The organism is Peribacillus sp. B2I2 (assembly GCF_041261685.1).
Taxonomy (GTDB): Bacteria; Bacillota; Bacilli; order Bacillales; family DSM-1321; genus Peribacillus.
The window spans coordinates 1,092,139-1,104,636 of sequence record NZ_JBGCCB010000001.1; the positions used below are offsets into that span (position 1 = coordinate 1,092,139).

Annotated in this window: 15 protein-coding genes; 9 read left to right on the forward strand and 6 right to left on the reverse strand. The window is 40.6% G+C overall.

The annotated features are described in order from the left end of the window. Positions 1–223: 223 nt before the first annotated feature. Positions 224–1,189 carry an oxygen-dependent tRNA uridine(34) hydroxylase TrhO gene (trhO, locus tag ABIE66_RS05510; RefSeq protein WP_370014116.1) on the reverse strand — a complete coding sequence of 322 codons (966 nt, stop codon included), beginning with the start codon at positions 1,187–1,189 and terminating at the stop codon, positions 224–226. 141 nt (positions 1,190–1,330) lie between these two features. Here trhO and ABIE66_RS05515 point away from each other — a divergent pair, with 141 nt between their 5' ends. From ABIE66_RS05515 to ABIE66_RS05525, 3 genes are all read left to right on the forward strand, one after another. Beyond that, the gene (locus tag ABIE66_RS05515; protein ID WP_370014117.1) at positions 1,331–2,347 is read left to right on the forward strand and encodes a nitronate monooxygenase; all 1,017 of its coding nucleotides are present in this window, start codon (positions 1,331–1,333) and stop codon (positions 2,345–2,347) included. 17 nt (positions 2,348–2,364) lie between these two features. Next, positions 2,365–2,817 carry a GNAT family N-acetyltransferase gene (locus tag ABIE66_RS05520; protein WP_289327247.1) on the forward strand — a complete coding sequence of 151 codons (453 nt, stop codon included), beginning with the start codon at positions 2,365–2,367 and terminating at the stop codon, positions 2,815–2,817. 86 nt (positions 2,818–2,903) lie between these two features. After that, positions 2,904–3,056, forward strand: a complete 153-nt coding sequence (locus ABIE66_RS05525) for a hypothetical protein (RefSeq protein ID WP_289323983.1) — start codon at positions 2,904–2,906, stop codon at positions 3,054–3,056. A gap of 50 nt (positions 3,057–3,106) precedes the next feature. Here the strand turns inward: ABIE66_RS05525 and ABIE66_RS05530 are convergent, their stop codons facing one another. Beyond that, complete coding sequence (locus ABIE66_RS05530) at positions 3,107–3,685, reverse strand: GNAT family N-acetyltransferase (RefSeq protein WP_370014119.1); 579 nt, start codon at positions 3,683–3,685, stop codon at positions 3,107–3,109. Positions 3,686–3,788: 103 nt separating this feature from the next. On the opposite strand from ABIE66_RS05530, the gene pdxR reads away from it, so the two are divergent. Continuing rightward, positions 3,789–5,183: a MocR-like pyridoxine biosynthesis transcription factor PdxR gene (pdxR, locus tag ABIE66_RS05535; RefSeq protein WP_370014120.1), complete on the forward strand. Its 1,395-nt coding sequence runs from the start codon at positions 3,789–3,791 to the stop codon at positions 5,181–5,183. 62 nt (positions 5,184–5,245) lie between these two features. Here the strand turns inward: pdxR and ABIE66_RS05540 are convergent, their stop codons facing one another. Continuing rightward, entirely contained in the window at positions 5,246–5,665 is a 420-nt protein-coding gene (locus ABIE66_RS05540; RefSeq protein ID WP_289317632.1) for a MarR family winged helix-turn-helix transcriptional regulator, read from the reverse strand. A 699-nt stretch (positions 5,666–6,364) separates the two neighbouring features. Beyond that, positions 6,365–6,568, reverse strand: coding sequence for a hypothetical protein (locus ABIE66_RS05545; protein WP_289323986.1), 204 nt, complete (start codon positions 6,566–6,568; stop codon positions 6,365–6,367). Positions 6,569–6,695: 127 nt separating this feature from the next. Between ABIE66_RS05545 and ytvI the strand changes: the two genes are divergently transcribed. Further along, entirely contained in the window at positions 6,696–7,739 is a 1,044-nt protein-coding gene (ytvI, locus tag ABIE66_RS05550) for a sporulation integral membrane protein YtvI (RefSeq protein WP_370014121.1), read from the forward strand. Positions 7,740–7,744: 5 nt separating this feature from the next. Here the strand turns inward: ytvI and ABIE66_RS05555 are convergent, their stop codons facing one another. Both ABIE66_RS05555 and ABIE66_RS05560 read right to left on the reverse strand, forming a co-directional pair. Continuing rightward, positions 7,745–7,894: a hypothetical protein gene (locus ABIE66_RS05555; protein WP_370014122.1), complete on the reverse strand. Its 150-nt coding sequence runs from the start codon at positions 7,892–7,894 to the stop codon at positions 7,745–7,747. Between the two features lie 188 nt (positions 7,895–8,082). Further along, the gene (locus ABIE66_RS05560) at positions 8,083–9,435 is read right to left on the reverse strand and encodes a hemolysin family protein (RefSeq protein ID WP_289323988.1); all 1,353 of its coding nucleotides are present in this window, start codon (positions 9,433–9,435) and stop codon (positions 8,083–8,085) included. A 613-nt stretch (positions 9,436–10,048) separates the two neighbouring features. Between ABIE66_RS05560 and ABIE66_RS05565 the strand changes: the two genes are divergently transcribed. From ABIE66_RS05565 to uptA, 4 genes are all read left to right on the forward strand, one after another. Further along, the gene (locus ABIE66_RS05565) at positions 10,049–10,621 is read left to right on the forward strand and encodes a YitT family protein (protein WP_370014123.1); all 573 of its coding nucleotides are present in this window, start codon (positions 10,049–10,051) and stop codon (positions 10,619–10,621) included. A 95-nt stretch (positions 10,622–10,716) separates the two neighbouring features. Further along, a complete protein-coding gene (locus tag ABIE66_RS05570; protein WP_289323989.1) occupies positions 10,717–11,430 on the forward strand; it encodes a FixH family protein in 714 nt (237 codons plus the stop codon). 103 nt (positions 11,431–11,533) lie between these two features. Beyond that, the gene (locus ABIE66_RS05575; protein ID WP_370014124.1) at positions 11,534–11,698 is read left to right on the forward strand and encodes an Lmo0850 family protein; all 165 of its coding nucleotides are present in this window, start codon (positions 11,534–11,536) and stop codon (positions 11,696–11,698) included. A gap of 161 nt (positions 11,699–11,859) precedes the next feature. Next, entirely contained in the window at positions 11,860–12,489 is a 630-nt protein-coding gene (gene uptA / locus ABIE66_RS05580; protein WP_370016985.1) for an undecaprenyl phosphate transporter UptA, read from the forward strand. The last annotated feature ends 9 nt before the right edge of the window (positions 12,490–12,498 follow it).

Sequence of the window (12,498 nt, forward strand, 5' to 3'; positions counted from 1 at the left end):
CTTTCATAAAATATAAATATGAGCCATTTTTCGGCAGTACTTGGGCTAAATTCTTTTGTTTTAAAAAGGGTTTTTCTATTTATATATAGAAGTAAGAGTAAGGATTGAATTTTAGGGTAGTTAGTTTGGAAGTTTATTGATTGCCAAAATGTATTGAAAAATTTATGAGGATATAATAAAAAACCCGAATAGGGATCATATCCACTGATTCGGGTTTGGTTGATTATTTTGCTGTAATGGTTTCTTCAATTCGCTGTAATCTCTCAGCCACTTCTTCTTCAGAAAGGTTATGCTCGACTACATAGCGGTTACGCGGATGCACTCGGCATTCGTGGGTACAGCTGCGCATATATTTGTGTTCGTTCTCTTCACTGCAAAGGGTTTTCTTGTTGCATTCAGGGTTAGCGCAATTGACATAGCGTTCACAAGGCTCCCCGGAATAAATATCGCGTCCGACAATGACGTGTTCCTTTTGATTGATGGGTACGGCAATTCTTTCATCGAATACATACATTTGGCCATCCCAAAGGTCGCCTTGTACTTCGGGATCCTTCCCGTATGTTGCGATGCCGCCATGCAGCTGGCTAACATCCTCAAAGCCTTCTTCGACAAGCCAGCCGGAGAACTTCTCGCAGCGGATGCCGCCTGTGCAGTACGTAAGGATTTTTTTACCTTCGAACATTTGTTTATTTTCACGGACCCAATCCGGAAGTTCCCGGAAATTCGTGATTTCCGGCTTGATTGCACCCCTGAAATGTCCTAGATCATATTCATAGTCATTTCTGGCATCAAGGACGATAGTATTTTCATCTTGCATTTGCTCGAAGAATTCCTTCGGGCTCAAATATTGGCCTGTCGTCCGGTTCGGGTTGATGTCATCTTCCAGACGAAGCGTGACAAGTTCATTGCGTGGACGAACATGCATTTTTTTGAAAGCATGGCCATCGGCTTCATCTATTTTAAACACGATATCGGCAAAGCGGGGATCTGCTTTCATCATGTCCATATATTGGTTGGTTTGTTCGATCGTACCTGAAACAGTCCCGTTGATACCTTCTGATGCCACCAGGATACGGCCTTTCAATTCAAGTGCTTTACATGCCGCAAGATGCTCGGCTGCGAATTCTTCATGATTCTCGATAGGTACATACAAATAATAAAGTAATACTCTATATGGTTTTGTTTCCATTTTTTATTTACCACCTATGTTTTATATTTGCAAGATATAAAGGGTGATCATTAAGACACTTTTCTCTTACAGACAATCATTATACCAAGAAAACTTAAAAATGATAAGGGCATGAAGAAAAATCAAAAGGAGTTGTGTGGAATGTTTAAAGATTTACTGAAATATCCAATCATTCAAGCACCGATGGCAGGAGGAGCCTCCACTCCAAAGCTTGCGGCTTCCGTATCCAATGCAGGAGGATTGGGCTTTCTCGCAGCTGGCTATAAGACTGCAGAAGAGATGAAGGACGAGATAGGGCAGACTCGTCAATTGACCGAACGCCCTTTTGGTGTGAATGTATTTGTGCCAGGCAACGAAGTGGTGGATGAAACGTTATTATCTGCCTATGGTGAAAAAATCAAAAAAGAGGCTGAGAGTGTAGGGGCTGAGGTTGGAAAAGCCGATAGTGATGATGATGATTGGGGAAATAAACTAACTGCATTAATGGAGGCTCGGGTCGCTGTCGTCAGTTTTACGTTTGGCTGTCCTTCGGAAAATGTAATAAGGGAGCTACAAAGTGCAGGTTCCCATATTGCCGTGACAGTGACCAACCTACAGGAAGCAAAAAGGGCGGCAAGTGCAGGTGCCGATGTTCTATGTGTCCAGGGGATTGAGGCAGGAGGGCATCGAGCAAGCTTTGAAAACTGCTCAGAAGACGATTATGGTCTCTTAGTTCTAATACGGATGATTGAAAATGAACTGAAGTTACCGATCATTGCGGCAGGTGGACTGATGCGTGGAAAGGATATCGCTGCCGTGCTCGCAGCGGGAGCAACAGCCGCACAATTGGGAACAGCTTTCCTACGCTGTCCCGAAAGCGGGGCAAGTCCCGTTCATAAGGCAGCTCTCGGAAATCCGCGCTTTACTCATACCTCTGTTACCCGCGCCTTCAGCGGCAGGAGGGCACGCGGGCTGGTGAATCATTTTTTAATGGAATATGATAGCGTTGCACCAGCCGCCTATCCTTATGTCCATCACATGACCAAGCATATGCGAAAAGCGGCAGGACAAAAAAACAATCCTGAATTGATGGCGTTGTGGGCAGGACAGGGGTATAAATTGAGCAGGGACCTTCCGGCATCAGAATTGATGGAACTTCTTGTAGAAGAACTAAAATGAGAAGGGTTTGAATGGAAATGGAGATAAGGGAATTATTGAGGGAGGAGTCCCCGCCGATGCATTTGTTGCTTTTGGCTGATCCTTCAAGGAAATTGGTGGAAGCATACTTGGGAAGTGGGACGTGCTTTGTTGCCGAGATGGATAAGCGAATGATTGGAGTCTATGTTTTGCTGCAAAAAGGTCCTGAACTGATAGAGATAATGAACATCGCAGTGGACGAACGGCACCATGGAAAAGGAATCGGTAAACAATTGATTGGACACGCCATAAGCCATGCAAGGGAACAAGGTTATAAAACGATTGAAATCGGAACTGGGAATTCGGGGATAGGACAACTTGCCCTTTACCAAAAATGCGGTTTTAGAATAACTGGGATCGATCGCGACTTTTTTAATATAAACTATACCGAGGCCATTTATGAAAATGGGATCCAGTGTCAGGATATGATCCGCTTGTCAAAAAGTATTTGATGGGAACGGGAGACTAAGCAATGATCAATTATAGGGAATAGCTTTAAAGACAAAAGTGCGGGTCGAATTGCTTAGGGGGAATGAACTTGTTCTTTGGAGATATGATTTATCTTGTTTTTGCTTTACTAATGCCGCTTTTATTTGCAATTGTCGTTTTCATATTCATTCGATCAACGAAAAGTAAAAAGGATTCTTTAGCGAGGATTGAATCGGATCATAAAGACTCACCTGAAAAATAGAGCAAGAGAAAAAGAGTGTCCAAAATGAGCGGTACTCTTTTTCTCCATCTTCATTTTTCCAAAAAAGCTTCCAAATTCTTTTTCACACAGGGCCATTCGTGCTCGAGGATGCTGTAAACCACCGTATTCCTTATCCTTCCATCTTGCAGTTTTTTCTCCATCCGTAAAATGCCTTCTTCAAGTGCGCCGAGCCTGGCTAATGCTGCACGTGATCTTTTGTTCAATTCGTCCGTCCTGAATTCAACCCGTTTCATATGCCACTTTTCAAAAGCATGCTTCAATAGCAGGTACTTACATTCTGTGTTTATGGCTGTTCGCCATTTGTCGGGATGATACCAAGTCGCACCGATTTCCAGAGATTGATTATCAAATTGAATATTTCTTAAGCTAGTGCTGCCAACTATCGCATCGTTAGCCTGATCGATTACGACAAACGGATGATGAAGTTCTTGTTCCCTTGCCCGAATTCCTTCCTTTACATAGGAAATCGCCTCTTCATATGACAAGATCTTTGTGGCGCTCCATTTCCATATTTCAGATGACAGGGAAGCGGCGTAAAGCGGTTCGATATGATGATCCATCATTGGGGTGAGTATCACGTGTTTCCCGAATAATTCGATATGCTCCATAGTATCCTCCTCTTGTTTGATATCCTCATTATAAAAATAATCTGGTCCTGCAATAAGGACCAAAGCTGATATAATTTATGGAACCAGTTTTAAGGAGGACCAAATGTTTGAAATCACTCTTACCATAGATAAAACGAATAAAGATGAAGCCTTATATGTCCAATTGTATAAATACTTTAAAACGGAAATCCAGAATGGACAAATAAAGGCAGGAACGAAACTGCCTTCTAAACGTAAATTAGCCGTGCATTTAGGTATAGGCCTGAATACAGTGGATACGGCTTATCAGCAGTTGATGGCAGAAGGGTATGTGGATAGTCAATTAAGGAAAGGTTTTTACGTAGCCGATTTAGAACCGATCTCATCTTTGAATGAGCAGTTGCATGTTGCAGAGGTGATGAAAGGCCCTCTGTATGAAAAGAATAAGATTGATTACAATCATGGCCGGGTGGATGTGGATGCTTTCCCGCATGCTGTGTGGAAAAAATGCTTGAATAATACGTTGTATCTACATGAAAGGGAAATGTTCATGAGCGGTGATCCTCAAGGGGAATGGGGGCTCCGGGCTGAGATCTCTTCCTATCTATTTCAATCGAGAGGAGTTCGCTGCGGCGCTGATCAAATCATCATTGGGGCAGGTACACAGTATTTCATCCATCTACTGCGGTTACTTCTTGGAAATGAGCGGATATTTGGGTTGGAAGACCCTGGCTTTCATCGGGTTAGGGAGGTACTGGGGCTGGAGGGGGCCGATATGGCATTCATTCCATTAGATGAAAGCGGAATGAGTGTGGAATCCTTGAAAGAGAGTGCAGCGAATGTTGCCTATGTCACTCCTTCCCATCAATTTCCTTCGGGTATGATCATGCCGATAACCAGAAGGGTGGAATTGTTGAATTGGGCAGTGGGGAAAAATGGTTTTATTATTGAAGATGATTATGACGGGGAATTCCGTCATGCGGGTAAACCGATTCCGTCCTTGCAGGGGTTGGACACAAATGGAAAGGTCATTTACCTAGGCACGTTTTCAAAGTCGCTAATCCCATCAATCAGAGTGGGGTATATGGTGTTACCCAAGGAGTTGGCATGCCAATATAAGGAGAAGCTAATAGGATACAAACAGACCGTTTCCAGACTGATTCAGGAAACGCTCTGTCTTTTTATGAAAAATGGACATTGGGAACGCCATCTGAATAAAATGCGAACGATTTATCGTAAAAAGAATAAGGTGTTGTTGAATGCAATTGAAGAGAGCTTCCATGATCGTGTAGCCGTAATCGGTGAAAAGTCAGGATTGCACATTCTATTAAAAGTAAAAAACGGCAGCAGTGAGTCAGAGCTCATTCAAAAGGCTGCCAGTGTTGGGGTTAAAGTCCACCCCACTTCGGTTTATCTTTCAAAGAAGGTAAAAGAGCCGACTATTTTGATTGGGTACGGTGGTTTAACCGAAAGGGAAATCGAAGAAGGAATCCGACTTTTAAAAAAGGCATGGCTATAGCGAAAGTGATCAATGGGAAGGCCCTGATTCTCACTGATTCAACAATAATATAAGATCCCCATTCAGTTTCTTATATTATTGAGGATTTTAAGGACCGTCTGGAAAAATAAGTCCTGTTCTTCTTCAGTAATGCCTTCCAGGGCTTTTCCTTCGATTTTTTCTGCAATCTTAAGGCATTTTGTATGTACCTCTTTGCCCCGCGGAGTCAGTTCGATTCGTTTTTCCTGTTCATCTTTTCCAGGGACCTGTTTAATCATATTATTCTGTTCCATGCTGTTGACCGAACGTGTGATGATGACACCATCTACATCCAGGTAATTGCAAATATCAGGTATTGTGGAATATCCACAGTTCTTTAAATAATTCAATATTGTCCACTGATTATGGTAAATTTCCAGGGCTGTAATTTGTTCATTCATTTTGCTGACTAATGATCTGGATACTTGTAAATATTGATGAAATAATTGAGTAGGGTTCGTCATATGATTCTCCTTTATAATGGTCGACCAATCCATTATATTCTTTAATTCTTAAAAGTCTATTGTAAAGAATCATTTATTTCAGTCAATGTTTATTTTTGGAAACAAAGCAGAAAAGGGAAGATAATCGCAGAATGAAAGAATTCAGGGAGAGTCCAGTCTCCCTGAATCATCAAGAAAAAAATGGGTGAAGCATATACACTATCACAAGAAGAACCTTAATATATGATGAATATATTTCAGACTATAGTCAAATTCGAGAATTCGAGTTTGACTACAGTTTTTTATGGTTTGTCCATTTGGGCGTTTATTTCCGCTCCAGGCACTCGCTTTCCGCGGGCGGTCCGGGAGCCTCCTCGGCTTGCGCCTGCGGGGTCTCCCTTGGACGCGCTTTTCCCGCAGGAGTCTCGTACCTTCCTCTCCAATCAACTTTGTTATAACATTTAGTTAGAAACTATACCTGAGGAGTTGAAGGTGTTGCTTTGGGTCAGTTGGTGCCGGAACATCATTTAATGAAAGATACGTTTTCCGAACCCCTTTTGTCTACAAACTGTAATATATGATGGCAAAAATTTATTTTTTCCTTCAATTGTCCATAAGTGCCTCCGAGAATTGGTAAAAGTCGATACGACAACTTACCTTGAAGCTGAATGCGATATATCCTGCAAACAAAAACCAGCCTCTGAGTGGGCTGGTTTTTGATTAAAACCTCTCGCTGGTGGAGCGGTGTTTTGTTTCTTTTTTATTTCGTTCTTCTTGTCGTTCATATTTAATTTCATCAATTGGTAAATCATCGATGGGCATGATTACTTGATCACGTTCCAGTTGTTTTTCCTGATTTTCCTTGAATGCCTTGGATTTATCATTACGCTCTTCAACATACTTTTCTTTATCTTTGTTATCCAATGTCAATCCCTCCATCCCTTTGTATCTCTTTTTCCCCTTATTGAGAAAATAAAACGTATTAGCGAAATATATACGACCCCGTTTCATAAATATAAGGAGAACAAGAAGTGCAAGGAGGGTTTACTTAGTGAATGCCGCTGTTTTTTTTCGCTGGTTTTGGAGGGGTATTTTCCTTTTAGGCATATTTATCGTCATTCCCTATTCATGGGCTTTGATATTAGCATTACTCACTGCCATCCTTTTGGATGGAATGGTCCGCATGATTGGTGAAACGGCAAAGCTGCACCGGATTTGGGCAGTATTGATTTCATTTGTTTTATATGTAGGCGGGCTTATGAGCGTCACTTATTTTTCCTTTTCGGTTTTAATCAAGAAGGTCATTGTCTATTCGGAAGAATTTCCTGGATTCATACGTGAAATGTATTTGACGGCGTTATTGCCGGTCATTAGGCAATGGGAACAATATTCCCAAACGTTGCCGCCAAATCTCATTCAGTCCATAGAACAAACGATGGAAAAGGGAGTCATGGCTCTAGAAGGTTTCACTGAGGGTTTTGTTCAGGATATGGTTCAGTTCGTTACACTCATTCCGGGATTTTTCATTGATTTTTTAATTTATTTAATCGCTTTATTCTTAATTAGTCTTGAATTGCCTAAGTTAAGGAAAAAGGCAATCCTTTATTTGAAGACATCCACCTATCAAAAGATATCGCTAGTTTATCAAGATTTAAGTATGGCAGCAGTTGGCTTCATCAAGGCACAAATCCTGTTGAGTTTAATTACGTTCATCATGGCTTATGGAGGACTTTGGTTGTTAAATGTGAAGTATACGATCCCATTGGCACTGTTAATAGTTGTTGTGGACATTCTTCCTATCCTGGGGACGGGATCTATACTGGTTCCTTGGGCAGTAATTGTTTGGGCGCAAGGAAACCATCATCTAGGGATTGGCCTTATTATCCTGTTCCTGGTCATAACCATCATAAGAAGGACCATCGAACCAAAAATCTATTCAGCAAATATGGGGTTGAGTCCTTTGGCATCGTTGGTCAGTCTTTATTTAGGGTTTAAAATGCTTGGTTTCATTGGGCTTTTCCTTGGACCTTCGATACTGATTGTTTATGATACGTTAAAGAGGGCAGGTGTGATTAAAACAAACTTCAAAATATGAGATTATTAGAAGTGTTTTGCCTGATTTCTTAAATTGGACATATCTTTTACCGCTTTACCGTGACCGTTGCAATGATTGCAGTCACGAGAAAAGAATTGCAAATAGCGGGTTTTCCCTTTCCCTTTGCAGTGCTGGCAGATGGTTATGAGTTTCATAATTCCTCACTCCTTCAAAAAGTATCGCTTTTCTAACAGTATGAAACAATAAAGGTAGAACTATACTTAATGTTATCATTCAATCTAAATGCAGCAGATTTTATATATTATGTGTTTATTTTATTTCATGTACCAGTTGAAAAAAAATAACCCCCGCTCCTATTGTCAATTAGGAGCGGGGGTTAAAATCATGAAACGATTTCGGTTTGTGATATCATCGGGAATTCTTTTACTTCGCTTACGACTTTTGCTGGTTTATATATTTCAATATAACAAATATGGTGATCTTCCATTTCTTTTATCCTGAAGTTATAGGGACCATAAGTCAGGATATCGCCTTGTTTGGCCTCGTAATTCTCGGTAAGGATCCATCCGCCCATCGTATCAATATCTTCATCGTTGATATCCAATCCAAGTAAATCATTCACTTCACTGACTAATACCTTGGCATCGATGATATAGTGATCTTCTTTTAATTTGCGGACATCCGGCACTTCATCCAGGTCGAATTCATCACGGATATCGCCAACGATTTCTTCAAGGATATCCTCAACGGTCACCAATCCTGATGTACCGCCGTATTCATCCATGAGGATAGCCATGTGAATGCGTTCCTTTTGCATTTTTAAAAGTAAATCGTGAATTGGGATACTGTCGATGACACGGATGATCGGACGAACATATCGGTTGATCGTTGACGCTGCCTGATTGTTCTTGTCTATCATTTCAGTGAATAGCTCTTTGATGTTGACCATTCCGATAACATGATCTTTATCACCATCGATGACAGGGTATCGTGTAAAGTTTTCTTCCGCCATAACGGTGAAAAACTGTTGGATCGTATCATCTTTGGATACCGTTGCAATCTCTGTACGTGGAACCATGATTTCTTTTGCAATCCGATCATCGAATTCAAAAATTTTATTCACATATTTAAACTCAGATTGGTTAATTTCGCCACTTTTATAGCTTTCGGAAACAATGATACGAAGCTCTTCTTCTGTATGAGCCAAATCATGTTCGGAAACTGCTTTTAATCCTAGCATTTTTGTAAGCGTCCTTGCAGAGCCATTCAGTACCCAGATGAAAGGATACATGACTTTGTTAAAACCAATTAAAGGTTTGGAAACCAATAAAGTTACTTGCTCCGCTTTTTGAATCGCCAATGTTTTCGGTGCCAGTTCTCCAACAACCACATGTATGAAGGTTATGAAAGAAAAGGCAATTGCAACTGAGAGTGCATGTGAAGCGGAATCTGGAAGATTCAATTGAATTAAGAGTGGGTGCAAAATGTTTTCAACTGTCGGTTCCCCAAGCACCCCAAGCCCAAGAGCGGTAACTGTAATTCCAAGCTGGCATGTCGAGAGGTATTCATCTAGGTTGGATATGACCTTCTTTGCTGAAATAGCATTCGGCTTTCCTTCTTCAATTAATTGATCGACCCTCGTGCTTCTCACTTTAACAATTGCAAACTCCGTAGCTACAAAAAATGCTGTTAAAGCAATTAAAATGGCAATAAGAACCAAGTTTATTATGTCCAAATAGTCTCCCTTAACTCGCCTTCGAGACGAATAAGGAGTCCACCTCCTACATTTTTAAAATATACAAGTATATTTTTTTTGCTGTGCTGAATATTTTCGGGATTTATTCAAAATAGCTGTGGTAAATAGGTGTGCAGCCGCTTGAACTCCCATTTTTTCGAGTGATGAAGAGAATAATAGTATATGCCGATTAGCGATGCGTAGACGGGAAATAGAAGAATTTCTGTATGAAGGAGTGCAGCCATTTTTCAAAAGTATGCACATATCCGTTACGCAAAGCAGCGTCCGTCCGTCAAAACGAACATTCTTTAATGCCCCATCAAATCACCTCATTTAATCAATTTAAATACTTTCATTATAGAAAGAGTTAGTCATTCAGTCAAACAGCTTAGGGCTCCTTAAATCCGGTAAATTGCTTGTAAAGGATCAATTTGAGCTAATAATTAGCGATTTTTGACTGTTTTCTCTAATTTATTGCATTATATTATAGAATATTCAGAAAACTGAGAGCCTGCTTCAAAAAAAATGGCCAATTTCATTATTTTTTGGACGGCATAAACATATTCTATAAAAACTGGACAGGTTTTAATGCAGATTAAAGGGGGTGGCAGCCATGAAAATCATGGAAAGGATGGCAGCGATCATTGCCGGCAGCATGCTTGTGGGTGTGGGGATCAATTTTTTTCTGATCCCTTATCATTTATTGGATGGGGGCATGATAGGGATTGGGCTGATCTTCCATTACTATATGGGACTTCCAACAGGCCTGGGTGTGATTTTGAGCAGCATTCCATTATATATATATGCTTGGTACTTTGAAAAAAAACTATTTCTGAACAGCTTGCATGGCTTGCTTTTTTCCTCTTTATGCATCGATATTTTTTCCGATGTCGTCACCGGATGGAATCTTCCCATTTATGTAAGTGCGATAATTGGGGGAGGGTTGATTGGACTTGGAATAGGCTTGATGCTTCGGTATGGAACCTCTACTGGCGGAACGGATATGCTGGCACAGATCATTTCCAGGAAGAGTGGGCTCAATGTCGGTTTGCTGATTTTTTTCATTGACGGATGCGTACTGCTTTGCGGACTGAGCGTTGTAGGGACTTCAATCTTTTTATATTCATTTTTAACGATCATTGCGGTAGCCATGCTGACTTCAGTCACCGTGATGCGAACTATTTGATATTGAATTATGTATAAAAATCTGAAAAAAGGAAAGGATGGGCAGTATGAAAAGGACAGATTTTTAGTCTAAATAAATAGTAAAGGGAAGTTTTTATGAAAAAATTCTATATATGTTCTGCGTTGTTATTTATGCTGGCTGGGTGTCAAGAGACTGAAATGCCAGAGGATAAAGAAGTGAACAGTGCTGTTCCGGATTCGATGGATGCTTCAATCGTCATTAAAGGGAAAGTGGAGCCTGGCAAAGAAGTCATTCTTGAAACGTCAGTAAAACAAGGAAGCCGATTGGTGAATGAAGCTGATGAGGTACTGTTTGAAGTGAGAAAGTCCGGACAGGATAAACGGGAAATGCTGGAAGCAAAGAATACTGGAAGTGGCGTGTATCAAGTGATGCATACTTTTGAAGAACAAGGCAAATATATTGTAGTTTCCCATGTAACGGCCAAAGGCCTTCATGTGATGCCTGAAAAAGAAGTTGTCGTTCCAGAACATGAAAGTGAAGGTGCATCGGTTCATCCAAGTACGGATGTATCAATCGAGTTTCAAAGTAACCCTGTAAAAGCAGGAAACAGTTCGAACTTTGAAGCAACCGTAGAATTGGATGGTAAGCCACTGACAAATGCTGATGTGAATTTCGAGGTATGGAAGGAAGGCAGCGAAGAGAGTCATTTCACCAAAGCTGAAGAAGATGGAAATGGGACATATCTAAATAAGGTATCATTCGAAGAATCGGGAACCTATAAGGTGCAGGTACATGTAGAAAAAGACGAAGTGCATGAACACCAATTGCAAACCATTCAAGTAAATTGACACCGTGTAAAATGTTTTTTTGATGGAATTGTTTAAATGGGTTTTATCCTTTCGTTAAATGGGAAGTTAAAGGATAACGATACAGCAGAAAGGGAGGGTAAGCATGAATAATCAAATAATCAGCAAGTTTAAGAATCTCGGGATTCATATTGAAAAAACGAAATCACGCCGAGAGATTTTCACTAATGTTTCACAAAACGATTCATCCTTACTCACCACAGCTGCTTTTACTCAATTTCCCCAAAAACGGGAGCTAAAAGAATATTGATGCAATGAGACCGGGGTACATATCAGCTGGTCTTTTTTTGTGCATTCCTAAAGTAATACCGGTGAAGCAGGAAATGAAAAATCGAATAGAACCTTATGAGCTGAAATAGGATAGAAGGACAAACAATTTGAAATTTAGATTTAAGGGAGTCCGATTGCATGATATCACAGCTTATAATAACGATATTGAATTGGTTTGCAGAAATGGGGTATATGGGAGTTTTATTGGGTCTGATGGTTGAAATCATCCCGAGTGAGCTTGTTCTTGGATACGGTGGTTATTTGGTCGGCCTGGGGCAAATGAATTTTTGGGGAGCTGTCTTAGCTGGTGTGGTAGGTGGGACGATGGCACAACTATTTCTCTATTGGGCTGGTTATTATGGAGGACGGCCCTTTCTCTTGAAGTATGGAAAGTATATTTTCATTAAAGAAAATCATATCGTAATGGCTGAAGAGTGGTTTCAACGTTATGGGGTAGGAGTGGTTTTTACGGCACGATTCATTCCCGTTGTTCGCCATGCCATTTCCATCCCTGCCGGAATTGCAAGGATGTCCGTATGGAAGTTTATATTTTATACGATTGCCGCTGTCATACCTTGGACCATATTGTTTCTGACCTTAGGGCGGATCCTCGGCGAAAATTGGCAGCAAATCAGGGAAATAACTGCACCTTATCTTATTCCGGTAGCTGGTTTTTCCTTTATACTTATCATGCTTTATATCATCTGGAAAAAAAAGAGTACACCTCCAATCGTAACGGTCAAAAAAATGGGACGGTTTTTCGATAAATGATTACATCAA